This window comes from Mycobacterium sp. E2989 (assembly GCF_001667595.1).
GTDB lineage: Bacteria > Actinomycetota > Actinomycetes > Mycobacteriales > Mycobacteriaceae > Mycobacterium.
The window spans coordinates 23,044-40,882 of the sequence record NZ_LZJX01000120.1; the positions used below are offsets into that span (position 1 = coordinate 23,044).

The window sequence follows — 17,839 nt, forward strand, 5'->3', positions numbered from 1 at the left end:
GGTGCACACGGAAAGCCCTGGGCGCACACTCAGGGCCAAGAGCCCGAAAGCTCAGCGCCGTTTGGCTCCCCGCTTCTCGCGCACCCGCACGTTGATCCGGATCGGCGAACCCTCGAAGCCGAAGGCCTCCCGCAGCCGCCGCTCCAGGAAACGCCGGTAGCCGGCCTCCAGGAATCCGGTCGTGAACAGCACGAACGTCGGGGGGCGGGCGGTCGCCTGGGTGGCGAACAGAATCCGCGGCTGCTTGCCCCCGCGCACGGGCGGCGGCGTCGCGGCCACCACCTCCTTGAGCCAGGCGTTCAGCGGCCCCGTCGGGATGCGCGTGTCCCACGACGCCAGGGCCGTCTCCATCGCGGGCACCAGCTTCTGCACGGCGCGGCCCGTCCGCGCGGAGATGTTGACGCGCTGCGCCCACCGCAGCTGCACCAGCTCGCGGTCGATCTCGCGCTCCAGCAGCTCGCGCCGATCCTCGTCCACCAGGTCCCACTTGTTGAAGGCCAACACCAGCGCCCGGCCGGCCTCGATCACCATCGACAGCACCCGCTGGTCCTGTTCGGTCAGCGGCTCGGAGGCGTCGATCAGCACCACCACCACCTCGGCCGCGTCGATCGCCGAGTGGGTGCGCACCGAGGCGTAGAACTCATGCCCGCTGGCCTGGCCGACCTTGCGCCGCAGGCCCGCGGTGTCGACGAACCGCCACACCTTGCCGCCCAACTCGATCAGCGAGTCCACTGGGTCGACGGTGGTCCCCGCGACGTCGTGCACCACCGAACGTTCATCCCCCGCAAGCTTGTTCAGCAGCGAGCTCTTGCCCACGTTGGGCTTGCCCACCAGCGCCACGCGTCGCGGGCCGCCCGGTGCGGGCGCCGCCTCGGACACCTCGGGCAGCGCGGCCAGCACCTCGTCGAGCAGGTCAGCGACGCCGCGACCGTGGATCGCGCTGACCGCGTGCGGCTCACCGAGGCCCAGCGACCACAACGCGGCCGCGTCCGCCTCGCCCTTCTCGCTGTCAACCTTGTTGGCCGCCAGGAAAACCGGCTTGCCCGAGCGCAACAGGATCCGGGCGGCCGCCTCGTCGGCCGCGGTCGCGCCGACGGTCGCGTCGACCACCAGGATCACCGCGTCGGCGGTGCGCATGGCCACCGACGCCTGTTCGGCCACCAGCTGCTGCAGGCCCTTTGCGTCGGGCTCCCATCCCCCGGTGTCCTGCACCACGAACCGGCGGCCCGTCCACAGCGCGTCGTAGGACACCCGGTCGCGGGTCACGCCGGGAACGTCCTGCACCACCGCCTCGCGCCGGCCGAGGATGCGGTTCACCAACGTCGACTTGCCGACGTTGGGCCGACCGACCACTGCGACGACGGGAGCGGGGCCGGGCTCCGCCGCCTCATCAACGTCGAAACCGACCGAATCCCAATCGCTTTCGTCGGACCACGTGCCGTCGGACGTCACCGCACCGCCCCGTTTCGCTGCTGGACCAGCTCGAGCAGGTGGTCGATCACCTGCGGCTCGGTCATCTCGCTGGTGTCGACGACCACCGCGTCCGCCGCGGCGCGCAGCGGCGACACCGCCCGGGTGGAATCCAGATGGTCGCGCCGCCGGACGTCGGCCAGCACGGCGTCGTAGTCGTCGGCCAGACCGCCCGCGACGTTCTGATCGTTGCGGCGCCGAGCGCGGGTCTCGGCCGACGCCGTCAGGAAGATCTTCACCGGCGCGTCCGGCAGGACGACGGTGCCGATGTCGCGGCCCTCCACGACGACGCTGCCGGGCCCCTCGGCCATCTCGCGCTGCAGGCCGACCAGGCGGGCGCGTACGGCGGGCACCGACGACACCGCCGAGACGGCGCGGGTCACCTCGTCGCCGCGGATCTCTATCGAAACATCCTCTCCGGCAAGGAAATACCGGTCGCCGTCCACCGAAAGCCGGGCGGTCGACCCGATCCGACCGACGGCCTCGGCGTCCGCGGGATCGACGCCCGCGCGCAGCACGGCCAGCGTCACCATCCGGTACATCGCCCCGGTGTCCAGGTAGCGGGCGCCCAGGGCGCGCGCCAATCCCCTTGACACCGAGGACTTCCCGGTCCCGGCGGGCCCGTCGATGGCCACCACCACGTCGGAGGTCACAGGCCCACCGCCTGATACAACTGCCCGACCTCGTGATGCCCCAGGGCCCGGATGCTCCCGGGCCGCTGCTTGCCCAGCGACACGGGCCCGATGTCGGTGCGCACCAGCGCCTCCACCGGGAAGCCGGCGGCGCCCAACAGCCGCCGCACGATCCGGTTGCGGCCCTCGTGCAGCACCACCCGCACCAGCGTCTTGCCCGGAATGGCGTCCACCACCGCGAAATCGTCGACCCGAGCGGGGCCGTCGTCCAGGTCGATGCCCGCCTTGAGCCGCTTGCCCAGCCCGCGCGGCACCGACCCCGTCACCGTCGCCAGGTAGGTCTTGGGCACCTCGTGGGAGGGGTGCATCAACCGGTGCGCCAGCTCGCCGTCGTTGGTCAGCAGGATCAGTCCCTCGGTGTCGGCGTCCAACCGCCCGACGTGAAAGAGGTTCTTGTTGCCGCGAACCCGGCGTTCCACCAGATCGCCGATGCACGGTCGGCCGCGGTCGTCCGACATGGTCGAGTGCATGCCCCGCGGCTTGTTGAGCGCCAGGTACACCATCGACTCGTCGAGCACGACGCGGGCACCGTCGACGCGGATCACCGAGGCGTCGGGATCCACCCGGGTTCCGAGCTCGGTCACCACCTGACCGTCGACCTCGACGCGGCCGTCGATGATCAACTTCTCGGCGGCGCGCCGCGACGCAATTCCGGCCTGGGACAACACCTTCTGCAGGCGGATCCCTTCGGTCTCGACCATCAATCCTGGTCCACGTCGAACGTCAGCGCCTGATCGGGCGCCTGGCCGCCCGCGAGCTTGATGAAACGCGGCTCGCTGTCCAGGGATTCGCTCAGGTCCTCGATCGTGTCGACGTCGGGCAGCAGCGGGGCGATGTCGGGCAGGTCGGCCAGCGACGTCAGCCCCAACCGCTCCAGGAACAGGTCGGTGGTGGCGAACGTCGTGGCGCCGGTGTCATCGTCGACCCCGGCCTCGGTGATCAGGCCGCGCGCCAACAGCGTGCGCATGACGGCGTCCACGTTGACGCCGCGGACCGCGCTGACCCGCGCGCGGGTCACCGGCTGGCGGTAGGCCACCACGGCAAGGGTTTCCAGCGCGGCCCTGGTCAGCTTGGACCGCGCGCCGTCCAGCAGCAGCTTCTCGACGTACGGCGCGAACCGGGCGCGGGTGTACATCCGCCAGCCCTCGCTGTTCTGGCGCAGATCGATGCCGCTGTCGCGCTCGGTGAGTTCCTCGGCCATCTGCTGCAGCCGCGCGGCGACCCGGTAGACGGGTTGCTCGGTGGCCGCGGCCAGCGCCTCGGCGGTGACGGGGGTGTCGACAACCAGCATCAGCGCCTCCAGCACGGAGCCGAGTTCCTCGGGCTCCATCGGCGCGGCCTCGGCGATGTCCGGGATACCGACGTCCAAGTCGACGTCGGGCTCAGATTCGCTCATCATTCGTCCCGCACTTCTACCAAGGCTTCGCTGACCGGACGTTCCCCGGTCCAGGAAATCTGGAGCACGCCGAGCGGCTCCGACTGGTCGAATGCTACCGCCCGGCTGCGATACAGCTCGAGCAGCGCCAGGAAGCGCCCGACCACCTCCATCGGCGCCTCGCAGTCCGCGACCAGCTCGGAGAACGTGGCCCACTCGCCGCTGCCGCGCGATTCGAGGATCGCCAGCAGCTTCTTGGCCTGCTCGGGCACCGAGACCGCAACCTCGTGCAGGTGGCCGATCGCCACCGTCGGCACCGGACGCGGGCTGAACGCGATCGCGGCGATCTGGGCGAACCGCTCGGCGTCGACGCCCAGCATCACCTCGGGCAGCAGCTCGGTGAACCGCTCCTCCAGCGACACCGCGCGCGGGTAGCTGCGCAGCGCGGTCGCCTCCAGCTCGGCGAACATCTCGGCGACGTGCTTGAAGGCGCGGTACTGCAGCAGCCGGGCGAACAGCAGGTCGCGCACTTCGAGCAGCGCGAGGTCCTCGTCGTCGTCGACCTGCCCGGCCGGCAGCAGCCGCGCGGCCTTGAGGTCGAGCAGCGTCGCGGCGACCACCAGGAACGCGGTGGTCTCCTCCAGGTCCAGCTGCGAGCCGATCTCGCGGGTGTAGGCGATGAAGTCGTCGGTGACCTGGTGCAGCGCCACCTCGGTGACGTCCAGGCGGTGGGCGAAGATCAGCTGGAGCAGCAGATCGAACGGCCCCTCGAAGTTGGTCAGGCGGACTTGAAAGCCGTTCTTGGGTGGCGCCTCACCGTTCGCGCTGGCCGTCACGCGCCGAATCGGTCGATGAACTCGCGGGCCAGCGCGCGGTACGCGACGGCGCCCGTCGAGCGCGGGGCCCAGGTGGTGATGGGCTCGCCGGCCACGCTGGTCTCCGGGAAGCGGACGGTGCGGGTGATGACGGTGTCGAACACCAGGTCGCCGAACCGCTCCACCACGCGGGCCATCACCTCGCGCGAGTTGACCGTGCGCGGGTCGTACCGCGTGAGCAGGATCCCGCTGATCTCCAGCTTCGGGTTGAGCCGGTCGCGCACCTTGTCGACGGTGTCGGTCAGCAGCGCCAGCCCGCGCAGCGAGAAGAACTCGCACTCGGTGGGGATCACCACACCGTCGGCGCACGCCAGCCCGTTGACGGTCAGCAGCCCCAACGACGGCTGGCAGTCGATCAGGACATAGTCGTAGCGGTCCAGCACCGGGTGCAGGGCCCGGCCCAGCGTCTGCTCGCGGCCGACCTCGTTGACGAGCTGGATCTCCGCGGCGGACAGGTCGATGTTGCTGGGCACCAGGTCCATGTGCTTGACGCGGGTCTGCAGCAGCACGTCGTCGATCGACACCCGCGGCTCGACCAGCACGTTGTGAATGGTCTTCTCCAGCTCGTAATGCGGGACGCCGAGCCCCGCGGACAGCGCGCCCTGCGGGTCCATGTCCACCAGCAGCACCCGCCGGCCGTATTCGGCGAGCGCGGCGCCCAGGTTGATGGTCGATGTGGTCTTCCCGACGCCGCCCTTCTGGTTGCACATCGCGACGACCTTCGCCGGGCCGTGCGAGGTGCGCGGCTGCGGTTCCGGGATCGCCCGCGGCGGCCGCCCGGTCAGACCGAGCTCGACGCCGCTGTCCGGCTGCTCGGTCATGGCGAGGGTGTTCGGGAGGTGAACATCGACCGAAAGTCTAACGGGTTCGCGCGCAGAACCCGGGCGACCCGCAGGCAAGTTACCAGCCAATATGAGCGGAAAGTCCTTGTCAGAGAAACATTTACACGCCCCGTCACACCAGCCTCACCAGCACCATGGATCTGGGCCTATCGTGAGCCTATGGATCTCAAGCGACGCATTCCCCTGCTGCGATGGTCGGTCTGGCGGATGGCGACGGGGGCGCGCAACATCACGACGACGGGGCAGATCGGTGACGGGCGGGAAGCCGCGGCGGTGGATTACGTGCTGGGCAACGCCAAGGCGGGCGACGTCGACGACGTGCTGGCCACCATCGACAAGTTCGCCTACGAGAAATCGATGCTGATCAACGTCGGCGACGAGAAGGGCCAACTGCTCGACGCCGCGGTGCGCCGGGCCAACCCGGCGCTGGCGCTGGAGCTGGGCACCTACGTCGGGTACGGCGCGCTGCGAATCGCCCGGGCCGCCCCGAACGCCAGGGTGTTTTCCGTCGAGCTCGCCGAAGCCAACGCCGCCAACGCCCGGCGGATTTGGGCCCACGCCGGGGTCGCCGACCGGGTGACGTGCGTCGTGGGCACCATCGGCGACGGCGGGCGCACCCTGGACGCGCTGGCCACCGAGCACGGGTTCACCGAGGGCGCCCTCGAGTTCGTCTTCCTCGATCACGACAAGGACGCCTACCTGAAGGATCTGCAGAGCATCATGGCGCGCGGCTGGCTGAGCCCGGGCGCCATCGTCGTCGCCGACAACGTCCGGGTGCCGGGCGCGCCGAAGTACCGCGAGTACATGCGCCGGCAGCAGGGCAAGCAGTGGAACACCGTCGAGCACAAGGCGCACCTGGAATACCAGTCGATGGTGTCGGATCTGGTGCTGGAGTCCGAGTACCTGGGCTAGGCCCGGCGATTACTGCGCGCGCGGGTGGGCTTCGGCCCACACCTCGCGCAGCGCGTGCACGGTGACCATCGTGTAGATCTGCGTCGTCGTCACCGAGGCGTGCCCCAACAACTCCTGGACCACCCGGACGTCGGCGCCGCCCTCGAGCAGGTGGGTCGCGAACGAGTGCCGCAGCATGTGCGGCGAGACGCCCGACGTGATGCCGGCGCGCTCGGCGGCGTCTTGCAGCACCTGCCACGCGCTTTGCCGCGACAGTCGCCCGCCGCGCACGTTGAGGAAGATCGCCGGCGTCCCGCGGCCGCGGCGGGCCAGCTCCGGGCGGCCGCGCACCAGGTAGGCGTCCAGCGCCTGCACGGCCGGCCGGCCGATCGGGACCAGCCGTTGCTTTCCGCCCTTGCCGCGCAACAACACCGAGCGGGCCTTGGTGTCGATGTCGTCGACGTCGAGGCCGACCGCCTCGGAGATGCGCGCCCCGGTCGAGTACAGCAGTTCCAGCAGCGCCCGGTTGCGCAGCGTGAGCGGGCCGTCGGACGCGCTGTCGCCGCCGGCGGCCTCCAGCAGCGCCAGCACCTGGTCGATGGTCAGGCTCTTGGGCAGCCGGCGGCCGGGGGTCGGGGGGCGGACGGCGCGCGCCACGTCCAGCTCGGCGAGCCCCTCGGCGGCGGCGAACCGGTGCAGGCCGCGCACCGCGATCAGCGCCCGCGCCGCCGACACCGCGGACAGCGCGGCGGTCCCCGAGTCGGGGTCGCCGCGGCGCAACGCCACCAGGAACTCGCTCACGTCGTCCTCGCCGACCTTGGCCAGGTCGTGAATCCCTCGGTCCGACAAGTGCTTTGTGTAGCGGCGCAAATCGCGGCGATACGAGCTGAGGGTGTTCGCGGCTACGCCCCGCTCGATCGTGAGGTGGTCGAGATAGCCCTGCAGCTGGCTGTCCAGGGCTACCGTTGTCATCGCGCGGCCTTGCGTGCGGCGAAGGCGGAAGGCTTGTCGCGCCACGGGCTGTCCACCGGCCGGGCCGGTGTGGGCCCCGTGGTGATCACCCGGGCAGCCAGAATGCCCGCGACCGCAATGGCATTGACGATCTCGCCGCCAAGCACCATCGCGGTGGCCTCATCGAGCGGATACCACCGCAGCGTCAGGTCGGCCTCTTCGTCGTGCGCCTCGGGCCGGTCCAACTCGGTGAGCCCCGTGGCCAGGTAGACGCGCACCGATTCGTCGCTGAAGCCGGGAGTGGAATCGAGGTCGACGAGCACCCGCCAGGTGTCGGCCCGCAATCCCGCTTCCTCGTGCAGCTCCCGCGCCGCGGTCAGGTGGGGCTCCTCGCCGCCGACGTCGAGCAGCCCGGCGGGCAGCTCCCACAGCCGCCGCCCGAACGCGTGGCGGTATTGATAGACCATGGCGATGTTGCCGTCGTCGTCCATGGCGACCACGGCCACCGCGCCGAAGTGCTCGACGACCTCTCGGATCGTGGTGCTGCCGCCCGGCATCCGCACCTGGTCGCGGCGCAGCGCGAAAATCTTTCCCGTATACAGCGTTTCGGATGACGCCGTTTCGAAGTTGTGCTCAGCCACGGGTCGCGGGCTCAGGTAGCGACTGGCCGACGCTGTCCCGCTGCTGGTTGCCGTTGGGCGATTGCTCGGGGATCTCCACCGGAAGCAACTCGCCCGACTGGTAGTCGAGGGCGGCCCCGACGAACGCGACGAACAGCGGGTGCGGCCGGGTGGGCCGGCTCTTCAGCTCCGGGTGGGCCTGGGTCCCGACGATGAACGGGTGCACCTCGGGCGGGTATTCGACGAACTCGACCAGGTGTCCGTCGGGCGAGGTCCCGGAGAACCGCAGGCCGCTCTCGGCGATCTTGTCGCGGTAGGCGTTGTTGACCTCGTAGCGGTGCCGGTGCCGCTCGGACACCTGCGTGCTGCCGTAGGCCTGGGCCACAATCGAATCCGGTTGCAGCACGGCGGGATAGGCACCCAGCCGCATGGTGCCGCCCAGATCGGCCTGGCCCGCCACGGCGTCGACCTGGTCGGCCATCGTGGAGATGACGGGATCCGGTGTGGCCGAATCGAATTCGGCCGAGTTGGCCTCGGTCAGCCCGGCGGAGCGGGCGGCCTCGATCACGATGCATTGCAACCCGAGGCACAGGCCCAGCACCGGCAGACCCCGGGCCCGCGCGTAGCGGATGGCGCCGATCTTGCCCTCGATCCCACGGATGCCGAAGCCGCCGGGGATGAGCACGCCGTGCACGTCGCCCAGCGCCGCCGCCGCGCCCGCCGCAGTCTCGCAGTCGTCGGAGGGCACCCACTGCATCTCCACCTTGGCGTGGTGCTTGAAGCCGCCGGCGCGCAGCGCCTCGGTCACCGACAGGTAGGCGTCGGAAAGCTCGATGTACTTGCCCACCAAGGCGATTCGGACGGTCTCGTGCGGCTCGTGCACCCGGCGCAACAGGTCGTCCCACTCGGTCCAGTCGACGTCGCGGAACGGGAGGTTGAGCCGGCGCACCACGTAGGCGTCGAGTTCCTCACGGTGCAGGCGCTTGGGGATGTCATAGATCGACGGCGCGTCCGGGGTGGAGATGACGCCGTCGATGTCGACGTCACACATCAGCGCGATCTTGTTCTTCAGCGCTTCGGGGACGTCCCGGTCGCAGCGCAGGATCAGCGCGTCCGGGGTGATACCGATGCTGCGCAGCGCGGCCACCGAGTGCTGGGTGGGCTTGGTCTTGAGTTCGCCCGAGGGGGCCAGGTAGGGCACCAGCGAGACGTGCAGGAAGAACACGTTCTCCCGGCCCAGGTCGTGGCGGACCTGGCGGGCCGCCTCCAGGAACGGCTGCGACTCGATATCGCCGACCGTGCCGCCGATTTCGGTGATGACCACGTCCGGCCGGTTGCCCTCGGCGTCCGGCTGGGCCATCGCCACGATCCGGCTTTTGATCTCGTCGGTGATGTGCGGGATCACCTGCACGGTGTCGCCGAGGTATTCGCCGCGCCGTTCCTTGGCGATGACGGTCGAATACACCTGTCCCGTCGTGACATTCGCCGAACCGGACAGGTCGCGATCGAGGAACCGCTCGTAGTGCCCGACGTCGAGGTCGGTCTCGGCGCCGTCCTCGGTGACGAACACCTCGCCATGCTGGAACGGGTTCATCGTGCCGGGGTCGACGTTGAGGTACGGGTCGAGCTTCTGCATCGTCACATGCAACCCGCGGGCCGTCAGCAGCTGACCGAGGCTGCTGGCGGTGAGGCCCTTGCCCAACGAGGAAGCGACGCCCCCGCTGACGAAGAGGTGCTTGGTTGCGGATTGCGAATGCTTTCGCACAGGCGACCTCCGTGAAGACGGGCAGGGCGTCAAAATTTTGCTAGCGAATAACTAGTTGGGCCTGCCGACCCACGGAAATCCACCCTAACATCCGCGACCGAAGTGTCGCGGCGAACACGCCCGCTACTGGGGCACCGTGATGGAGGTCGCGCCATGACCGGTGCCGTACTGACCGGGGTGACCGCCGCTGATCAGGTCGTGCAGGCCGAGCACGGCGGTGATCCGGCCGGGCGCGGTGTCGACGTCGTCGACGGTGCTGATCGCGGAGTTCATCCCGGCGTCGGCGCGGGTCACGGCCACGGCCGCGCCCCCGGTCGACGAACCGTCCCGCCCGGCCAGCAGCGTGCCCGAGCCGTGCGGCGCCAGCGCGGCGGCGAACCGGGCGACGCTGGCGCCCTGGTTGCCGGCGTCCTGGGGCAGCGCGCCGCCGGTGATCACCAGCGCGGCATTCGCCGCGCCCATGTGGTCGTTCGGCTGGTAGGTGACGAAGCCGGTGTCGCGCAGCGCCGCCAGCACGGTGGCCCGCTGGGTCTCCGAAATTTCTGGGACCGGCGGGACCGCGGGATTGGCGTTGATCAGCAGGGCGATGCCCATCAGGTCGCCGGCCTGCGAGCCCTGGTCGACGAGGTTGGTGCTCAGCTGCTGGCCGGCCGGCAGGATCGACGAGTTGACCACGGTCTGCAGTTTCTCCGCGGAGTTGGCCTCGACGAATTCCTGCGTGAGCGCCACGGTTCCGGTCACCGCGCCGCCGGCCTGTCCGATGATCTTCGCCACCGCGGCGACGTCGTCGTCTTTGGCGTCCGGCGTCCGGAACACCACGACCGACTTGCCGCCGAGCGCGTCGTGCACCATCCGGCCGCCCAGCTGGGTGTCGAAGTTGTTTGCCGCGCTGAGCTTTTCATTCAGCACGTTCTTCTGGTCGTTGAGCCCGTTGATCTGGGTGTGCAGATCCCGCTTCTCGTCGCGCAGGCTGGACAGCAGGGTGTCGGACAGGAACCCGGAACCGAGCACCACTCCGACCGCGAGCGCCAGGAAGACGGCGGCCAGCGACAGCGCGTGTTGGCGTAGCGAGATCATCGCGGGCCTAGCTCACCAGGTGCTGGACCCAGAGGGAAAAGTGGTTCCAGTAATCGGTGACCCAGTGCAGCACCACGCCGTCGGTGCGCGACACCCACAGGGCCACGATGACGGCGATCAGCATCGTCAGCGCCAGCAGCGCGATGGCGCCCGCCGAGATGTGGTTGCGGTACAGCGTGGCCACGGCCTTGGCGTCCACCACCTTCTCCCCCACCCGAAGCCGGGTGAGGAAGGTCGAGGGGTTGCTGTGCGCGCGGGTGCGGTCGAAGAACGTCTCGATGTTGGCGGTGTGGCCCGCCGTCACCAGCAGCGCGGCGCCGTGATGATCGGCCAGCAGCAGGGCCAGGTCGATCGCCGACCCCGCGGCCGGGAAGGTCATCGCCCCGACGCCGAGATCCTGGATGCGCTCCAGGCCGGGGGCGTGGCCGTCGGCGTCGGCGGGCAGGACGACCTGGGCGCCGCACTTGAGGGCGTCGGTGCTGATCTGGTCGGGGTCGCCGACGATCACCTGGGGCCGATAACCGGCCTTGCGCAACACATCCGCGCCGCTGCCCACGCCGAAGAGCACCGGCTGGTACTCCTTGATGAACGGCTTGAGGGACTTCAGGTCCTCCTCGGCGCTGGGCTCGTCGGCGACGATCACCACGTGCCGGCGGCGCAGGTCGATGTCGATGTCGGGGATCCCGATGCCGTCGATCAACAGCGGGCTCTCGCTCTTGATGAACTCGATGGTGTTGCCGGCGAACGCCTCCAGGTGCGCGGACAGGCCGCTCTTGGCCTCCCGCATGAGGTCGGCGATGTCGTGGTCGGTGCGCTCGGTGCCGCGCACCAGCCGGCGGTCCCCGGAGTAGACCCCGCCCTCGTGCAGGCGGATCTTGGCGCCGTCCTTGACCTTCTTGAAGATGTCGGGTCCGGTCTCGTCGATCAGGGTGACCCCGTTGTTGACCAGCACCTCCGGGCCCATGTTGGGGTAGCGGCCCGACACCGACGGCGAGGCGTTGACGACCGCGGCGATATCGGCCTCCACCAGCGCGTCCGCCGTGATGCGGTCCAGGTCGAGGACGTCGAGCACCACGATGTCGCCGGGGCACACCCTGCGCAGCAATCGGTCGATGTTCCGGTCCACCCGGGCGGTGCCGACGAGGCCCGGCCGGGTGGTGTTACGGGTAAGCAGGCCTGACATCTTCATGGGGGCGATTCTGTCCGTGATGCCACGATGACGCGTGGAGGCGCGCCGTAACACCAGCCTCAGAAGTTATCTAGAGTCCCATTAGTCACAAGCGTCTAACGGCTTGGTCGCGCGCGGGTGCACGATGCGCCCGTCGCGGTGCGGGGACCTCTAAATCTCATCCTTCTGCGCGGCGTCGAGCAGTTCCCGGGCGTGCGCGCGGCCGCTGTCGGACTCGCCCAGCCCGGCCAGCATCCGGGCCAGTTCGGCGACGCGCTCGTCGCCGGTGACCCGCCGCACCACGCTGGTGCCCTTCGGCCCGGCGCCGTGCACCACCAGGTGCACGTCGGCGTACGCCGCCACCTGCGGCAGGTGCGTGACCACGATGACCTGATGCGTGCGCGCCAGCCGGGCCAGCCGCCGGCCGATCTGCACCGCCGCGCGGCCGCCGACGCCGGCGTCCACCTCGTCGAACACCATCGTCGTGCCCGCCGCGGAGGCGGCCAGCACCACTTCCAGCGCCAGCATCACCCGGGACAGCTCGCCGCCGGAAGCGCTCTTCGCCAGCGGCAGCTGGTCCATCCCGCGGTGCGCCGCGAAACCGAACTCCACCTGGTCGACGCCGTCGGCCCCGGCCCGGGCCAACTCGCCCGACACCAGCGTGAGCGCGGCCGGATCGTCCTTGTCGGCGGCGACCTCGTTGCTCACCTCGATGCTGAACTGGGCGTCGGCCATCGCCAGGCCGGACAGCTCGGCGGTGACCTCCTTGGCGAGCCGCTTGGCGGCCTTGCGCCGGATGCCGCTGAGATCGCCTGCGGCTTCGGCCAATTCGCGTGCCAGCTGCTCGACGCGGGCCGCCAGCGCCGTCAGGCCCTCCTCGGAGACGTCGAGCTGGGCCAGCCGCTGCCGCGACTCCTGGGCCCACCGCAGCACCCCGTCGACGTCCGCGGCGTACTTGCGGGTCAGTGTGCGCAGTTCGGCCTGCCGGGCCAGCTTGGCTTCCAGCGCGCTGGCGTCGACCGGCAGCTCGTCCAGGTAAGCGCTGAGTTCGCCGGCCGCGTCGGCCACCACCGTGAGCGCCTCGCCGACCTGGGCGGCCAGCGCCCGCAGCTTCGCGTCGTCGGTCGACTCCAGGGCCGCCCGCGCCCGCCCCAGGCCGTCGGCGGCGGAGTGCCCCGCGTCGGCGTCGTCGGGGGCCCCGGAAAGCGCCGCGTGCGCAGTGACCGCGGCCTCGCGCAGGGTGTCCAGCTCGGAGAGCCGAACGATGTCGGCGACCAGCGCGTCGTCTTCGCCAGGTTGCGGGTCGACGGCGTCAATCTCGTTGAGCGCGAACGTCAGTCGGTCGGACTCCAGCGCGAGTTCGCGCATCCGGTTTCGCCGGTCGATGAGGTCGTGCCGCGCGGTCAGCCAGGCGTCGCGCAGCTTGCGATACCGCTCGAGCGCGGGGCCGGCCTTGGCGAACCGGTCCAGCGCGCCACGCTGCTCCTCGGGCCGCATCAGGCGCAGCTGGTCGTTCTGCCCGTGCAGGGTGAGCAGCTCGGCGGTGAAGTCGCCCAGCGACTTGGCCGGCACGCTGCGACCGCCGAGGTAGGCCCGCGACGGTCCGTCGCGGCTGACCGAGCGCAGCGCGATCACGCTGCCGTCCTCGTCGCGCTCCGCGCCCGACGCGTCGAGCATCCCGTCCAGCTGCGCCACCACGGCATCCTCGAGATCGGTTGTGGTGAAACGCCCTTCGACGACGGCGCGGTCCGCCCCCGAACGCACCCGGGTGGCGTCGGCGCGGGCCCCGCCGAGCAGGTGCAGCCCGGTCACCACCATGGTCTTGCCGGTGCCGGTCTCCCCGGTCAGCACGGTCAGGCCGCGGTCGAACTCCCCGACCGCGGCGCTGATCGCACCGAGCGACTCGATGCGGATTTCGGTGAGCACCCGCCGTTACTTCCCGCGCCAACCCGTCACCGGCAGCCGGAACTTGCGCACCAACCGGTCGGTGAACGGCGCGCTGTCCAGCCGCGCCCATTTCACCGGTGTGTCACAACGGCTTACCTCGATCCGGCTGCCCGCCGGGATCAGCATTTCGCGGCGGCCGTCGCAGAACACCAGGGCGTCGTGGCCGTCCGCCTCGACCTCGATCGCGATGGTGGCGTCGGGGCTGGTGACCATCGGCCGGCCGAACAGCGCGTGAGCGTTGTTGGGCACCACCAGGATTGCCTCCAGGTCTGGCCACAACACCGGGCCGCCCGCGGAGAACGCGTAGGCGGTGGAGCCGGTGGGCGTCGACACCAGCACGCCGTCGCAGCCGAACGCCGACACCGGCCGCCCGTCGATCTCGACGACCACGCCCAGCACGCCCAGCCGCGGGCCCTTTTCCAGGCTGACCTCGTTGAGCGCCCAGCCATGCGCGATCTCCCGGCCGCCCGAGCGCACCAGCACGTCCAGCGTGAGGCGGTTCTCCACCCGGTAGTCCCGGGCGACGATGTGCTCGAGCACCCGGTCGATTGCCTCGGCCTCGGCCTCGGCCAGGAAACCGATCCGGCCCAGGTTGACGCCGAGCACGGGAATCCCGGCGTTGCGGGCCAGTTCGGCCGCGCGCAGGAACGTGCCGTCCCCGCCGAGCACCAGCACCAGTTCGCACCCGTCGGCGGCCTGCGGGTCGGCGTCGACGACCTCGATCTCGACACCCATCGCGCGGATGTCGTCGGGCGCCACGTGCAGCGAACCCCGGTCGACCGCCTCGGCGGACAGCACCCGGAGCCCAATGTCGTTGTCGCCCAGCACCTTCTGCACCCGGGCCGCGGTGTCGGTGGCTTCCTCGCGGCCGGTGTGCACCACCATCAGCACCGTGCGCTGCTCGGTCATTGCGGGCCCCGTTCTACGGCGTGCTCAACCGCAGCCGCCAACTCGTCGTCCGCCAATCCCGTTTCGGTGCGCAACCACAAGAAGTATTCGACGTTGCCCGAGGGGCCCGGCAGCGGGCTGGCGGTGACCCCCGCGGTGTGCCAGCCCAGTTCGCCGGCGCGCCGCGCCACCGCAAGCACGGCGCCGGCGCGCAGGCCCGGGTCGTGCACGACCCCGCCGGCACCCACCTGGCCCCTGCCCACCTCGAACTGCGGCTTCACCATGGGAACGATATCCGCAGTGGCCGAAGCACATCCAGCCAGCGCGGGCAACACAGTGGACAGCGAAATGAACGACAGGTCGGCCACGATCAGGTCGACCGGGCCGCCGAGCGCCTCCACCGACAGGTCACGCGCGTTCGTCCGCTCGACGACGACGACCCGCGGGTCGCAGCGCAGCGACCACGCCAGCTGGCCGTATCCGACGTCCACCGCCACCACCTCGGCGGCGCCGCGGTCCAGCAGCACCTCGGTGAACCCGCCCGTCGAAGCCCCGGCGTCCAGGCATCGCCGGCCCGCCACCGGGATGCCGAAGGCGTCCAGGGCGCCGATCAGTTTGTGCGCGCCGCGTGACACCCAGCCCCGCTCGCCGTCGTCGGCGACGGTCAGGGCCGCGGTGACGGCGACGGCCGTGCCCGGCTTGCGGGCCGGCAGCCCGTCGATGCTGACCCGCCCGGCGCCGATCAACTCGGCGGCCTGCTGGCGCGATCGCGCGAGGCCGCGCCGAACCAGCTCGGCGTCGACGCGGGCGCGGCGGGACATGCGGGCACTCAGCCCTTCTCCGCCGACTCCAGCGCGGCCAGCAGCACGTCGTGCGCCTCGGAAAGGCGGCGCGCAATGTCTTCGAGCTCCGTCAGCGACGGCGCGTTGTCGGGATCGTCCGGCGCGCCGGGCTCGGGCAGCCGGGCCAGCAGGGCGTCGATTTCGGCACGAATCTGTTCGGGATCGGTAGTCATTGCGCTCTTACGCTAGTCACCCGTCAGTCGCTGTGCACCAACGACCAGCGCTGCAGCGCGTCGCGGGCGCGGTCGTCGGCGGCGTGGATGCCGAGCGGGTGCCCGTCGGACCGCGCGCCCCAGACGGCGCTGGCGACCGCCCGCACGATCGACAGCCCGTCGCCGTCGTCGGGCCCGGCGCCGCTGACGGTCACCGCCCCGTCGCCGACGTCGACCCGCCAGGCCGGCTGGGGGCCGACCGCGAGCTGGTCGCCGTCGGAGTGCAGCGCGCGCAGGTCGTGGCCGATGTAGGTCGGCCGCCGCTCGGGTTCGGCGTACACCGCGTCCCGCGCGGAGCTGACCCCGGTGAGGACCATCAGGCTGGGCAGCCTGGCCGCGTTGGCGCCCTCGATGTCGGTGTCCAGCCGGTCGCCGACCACCAGCGGCGCGCGGAATTCGCCCCGGGCCACCGCGTCCGTCAGCAGGCCGGGCGCGGGTTTGCCCGCGACCTGCGGCTCGGCGCCGGTCGCGGCCCGCAGCGCGGCGACCATGGACCCGTTCCCGGGCAACAGGCCCCGCTCGGTCGGCAGGGTCGGATCGATGTTGGCCGCCACCCAGAGCGCGCCGGAGCGAATGGCCAGCGCGGCCTCGGCCAGGTCGGGCCAGCCGATGGTCATCGACAGGCCCTGCACGACGGCGACCGGCTCGTCGTCGTAGCGGCGCACCGGGCGCAGCCCGACGGCGGCGACCTCGTCGGCCAGCGCGTCGGTGCCCACGATCAACACCGGCGACCCGGCCGGCAGCCGATCGGCCAGCAGCCGCGCGGCGCTCTGCGCGCTGGTGGCGACGTCGTCGGCGGCGGCGGTGAAGCCGAGGTCGGTCAGGTGCGCGGCGACCTCGGCGGCGCTGCGCGACGCGTTGTTGGTGACGAAGAACGCGCGGCTGCGCACCTCGGCCAGGGCCTGCACCGCGCCGTCGGTGGGCCGGCGACCGCGAAACAAGGTGCCATCCAGATCGAGCAGCAGGCAATCGTATTGGCGCGCAACGCTTGTCATCTCAGCCCAGCTCGCTGACCCGGTCTTCGGCGTCGGTGACGCCGTCGACATCGGCCGCCGCCGAGCGCAGGAACCATTGCAGCGCCTCGTCTTTGCGGCCCAGGGCCAACAGCGTGTCGGCGTAGGCGTAGAACAACCGCGCCGCCGTCGGGCCCTGGCGGCCCGGGTCCAATTGCGGCGTGGACAAGACGGTCAGCGCCTGCTCCAGCTGCCCGAGGTCCGCGCGCGCGCCGGCCGCGACGATGCGCAGCTCGTCGGCGTCGTCACCGTCGAGCTGGGCCGCCTCGGGCCCGCGCGCGAGTTCGATCGCGCGTTCCGGGCGGCCAAGTCCCCGTTCGCAATCCGCGATCAGGGCGAGCAGGTTGGACTTGCTGCCCATCCTGCGGGCGGCGCGCAGCTCGGCCAGCGCCTGGGCCCAGTCGCCGCAGTGATAGGCGGCGATTCCGACCGCCTCACGGATCGCGGCGATCCGGCTGGACCGGGCCCGGGCGGCGCGGGCGTGGCTCAGCGCGGCCTCCGGGTCCTCGTCGAGCAACTCGCCGGCGGCGACCAGGTGGCGCGCCACCGCGTCGGCGGTGGCACGGTCCAGGGTGCTCAGCTCGCCGCGGATCTCCGGCGCCAGCTGCCGGGCCTCCACGCCGGGCGGTATCGGCGGCCCGGCGTCGGGCTCGCGGCGACCCTCGGGCTCGCGGCGGGCGTCGGGCTTCTGCGGCTGGGCCGGTCGCGCGCGGCCCGGCCCCGACCAGGCGCCGGACGAACGCGGGCGCCGTTCACCCCGCTGCCGCTGCCTGTCGTCGACCACGCAGCCGAGGATACGGGGGCCGCCGGGCTAGTACGCCGTGAGCCGGTTCTGCAGCAGCGGCGCGATCACCGCCGGGCAGAAGTTCGCGATGGCGACGATGGTGAACAGGCCGGCCGAGTCGTAACCGAGGCCGCTGCGCCTGGCCATCTCGGCGGACACCGTGTCGAAGGACTGGCCCGGCATGACCAGCATGGGGCACACCGACTGGCCCAGCGCCAGCGCGCTGGCGGGGTGGGGATAGGTGATCCCGGCGTTGGACAAGGCCATCAGGAAGGCGTTCCCGCGCATGTCGGCGCGCACGGGCGCGGCCAGCGGCGCGGCCAGCCCCGCCACGCAGGCGCCCACCCCCAGGACGCGCAGCAGGGCCCACCGGACGCGCCGCAGGGATATCACCGTGACCACCCTGGCCAATCCGGGTCACAGCCGC

Annotated in this window: 19 protein-coding genes; 1 reads left to right on the forward strand and 18 read right to left on the reverse strand. The window is 71.2% G+C overall.

Features of this window, described 5'->3' with window-relative positions:
• Positions 1-51: 51 nt before the first annotated feature.
• From der to A5680_RS22025, 6 genes are read right to left on the reverse strand one after another with little or no spacing between them, the layout of a single operon-like run.
• Complete coding sequence (der, locus tag A5680_RS22000; protein ID WP_055405773.1) at positions 52-1,452, reverse strand: ribosome biogenesis GTPase Der; 1,401 nt, start codon at positions 1,450-1,452, stop codon at positions 52-54.
• Positions 1,449-2,123, reverse strand: a complete 675-nt coding sequence (cmk, locus tag A5680_RS22005; protein ID WP_067823189.1) for a (d)CMP kinase — start codon at positions 2,121-2,123, stop codon at positions 1,449-1,451. Before cmk ends, der begins: the two co-directional genes overlap by 4 nt.
• A complete protein-coding gene (locus A5680_RS22010) occupies positions 2,120-2,863 on the reverse strand; it encodes a pseudouridine synthase (RefSeq protein ID WP_067823192.1) in 744 nt (247 codons plus the stop codon). Before A5680_RS22010 ends, cmk begins: the two co-directional genes overlap by 4 nt.
• Positions 2,863-3,558 carry an SMC-Scp complex subunit ScpB gene (gene scpB / locus A5680_RS22015; protein WP_055404437.1) on the reverse strand — a complete coding sequence of 232 codons (696 nt, stop codon included), beginning with the start codon at positions 3,556-3,558 and terminating at the stop codon, positions 2,863-2,865. Before scpB ends, A5680_RS22010 begins: the two co-directional genes overlap by 1 nt.
• The gene (locus tag A5680_RS22020) at positions 3,558-4,373 is read right to left on the reverse strand and encodes a segregation/condensation protein A (RefSeq protein WP_055404435.1); all 816 of its coding nucleotides are present in this window, start codon (positions 4,371-4,373) and stop codon (positions 3,558-3,560) included. The genes scpB and A5680_RS22020 overlap by 1 nt, the downstream gene beginning before the upstream one ends.
• The gene (locus tag A5680_RS22025; RefSeq protein WP_055404433.1) at positions 4,370-5,233 is read right to left on the reverse strand and encodes a ParA family protein; all 864 of its coding nucleotides are present in this window, start codon (positions 5,231-5,233) and stop codon (positions 4,370-4,372) included. The genes A5680_RS22020 and A5680_RS22025 overlap by 4 nt, the downstream gene beginning before the upstream one ends.
• A gap of 180 nt (positions 5,234-5,413) precedes the next feature.
• On the opposite strand from A5680_RS22025, the gene A5680_RS22030 reads away from it, so the two are divergent.
• Positions 5,414-6,166: an O-methyltransferase gene (locus tag A5680_RS22030; RefSeq protein ID WP_067823195.1), complete on the forward strand. Its 753-nt coding sequence runs from the start codon at positions 5,414-5,416 to the stop codon at positions 6,164-6,166.
• 9 nt (positions 6,167-6,175) lie between these two features.
• Here the strand turns inward: A5680_RS22030 and xerD are convergent, their stop codons facing one another.
• From xerD to A5680_RS22090, 12 genes are all read right to left on the reverse strand, one after another.
• Positions 6,176-7,117, reverse strand: a complete 942-nt coding sequence (gene xerD / locus A5680_RS22035) for a site-specific tyrosine recombinase XerD (RefSeq protein ID WP_067823199.1) — start codon at positions 7,115-7,117, stop codon at positions 6,176-6,178.
• Complete coding sequence (locus tag A5680_RS22040; protein WP_067823202.1) at positions 7,114-7,737, reverse strand: NUDIX hydrolase; 624 nt, start codon at positions 7,735-7,737, stop codon at positions 7,114-7,116. Before A5680_RS22040 ends, xerD begins: the two co-directional genes overlap by 4 nt.
• Positions 7,730-9,481, reverse strand: coding sequence for a CTP synthase (locus tag A5680_RS22045; RefSeq protein WP_067823207.1), 1,752 nt, complete (start codon positions 9,479-9,481; stop codon positions 7,730-7,732). The genes A5680_RS22040 and A5680_RS22045 overlap by 8 nt, the downstream gene beginning before the upstream one ends.
• Positions 9,482-9,604: 123 nt before the next feature.
• Positions 9,605-10,558: a copper transporter gene (locus A5680_RS22050; protein ID WP_067823209.1), complete on the reverse strand. Its 954-nt coding sequence runs from the start codon at positions 10,556-10,558 to the stop codon at positions 9,605-9,607.
• Between the two features lie 7 nt (positions 10,559-10,565).
• On the reverse strand, positions 10,566-11,747 hold the full coding sequence (gene steA, locus A5680_RS22055) for a putative cytokinetic ring protein SteA (protein ID WP_067823213.1): 1,182 nt from the start codon (positions 11,745-11,747) through the stop codon (positions 10,566-10,568).
• A gap of 150 nt (positions 11,748-11,897) precedes the next feature.
• On the reverse strand, positions 11,898-13,652 hold the full coding sequence (gene recN / locus A5680_RS22060) for a DNA repair protein RecN (RefSeq protein WP_067823216.1): 1,755 nt from the start codon (positions 13,650-13,652) through the stop codon (positions 11,898-11,900).
• Positions 13,653-13,658: 6 nt separating this feature from the next.
• Positions 13,659-14,582: an NAD kinase gene (locus A5680_RS22065; protein WP_067823219.1), complete on the reverse strand. Its 924-nt coding sequence runs from the start codon at positions 14,580-14,582 to the stop codon at positions 13,659-13,661.
• Positions 14,579-15,382 (reverse strand): TlyA family RNA methyltransferase, encoded by an 804-nt coding sequence (locus A5680_RS22070; RefSeq protein WP_067823223.1) that lies wholly within the window; start codon positions 15,380-15,382, stop codon positions 14,579-14,581. The genes A5680_RS22065 and A5680_RS22070 overlap by 4 nt, the downstream gene beginning before the upstream one ends.
• Positions 15,383-15,390: 8 nt before the next feature.
• Positions 15,391-15,576 (reverse strand): hypothetical protein, encoded by a 186-nt coding sequence (locus A5680_RS22075; protein WP_067823226.1) that lies wholly within the window; start codon positions 15,574-15,576, stop codon positions 15,391-15,393.
• Positions 15,577-15,599: 23 nt separating this feature from the next.
• Entirely contained in the window at positions 15,600-16,610 is a 1,011-nt protein-coding gene (locus A5680_RS22080; RefSeq protein ID WP_067823229.1) for an HAD-IIA family hydrolase, read from the reverse strand.
• Between the two features lies 1 nt (position 16,611).
• Positions 16,612-17,412 (reverse strand): tetratricopeptide repeat protein, encoded by an 801-nt coding sequence (locus A5680_RS22085; protein ID WP_082459928.1) that lies wholly within the window; start codon positions 17,410-17,412, stop codon positions 16,612-16,614.
• A gap of 27 nt (positions 17,413-17,439) precedes the next feature.
• Positions 17,440-17,814, reverse strand: coding sequence for a DUF732 domain-containing protein (locus A5680_RS22090; protein WP_055404410.1), 375 nt, complete (start codon positions 17,812-17,814; stop codon positions 17,440-17,442).
• Positions 17,815-17,839 lie beyond the last annotated feature (25 nt).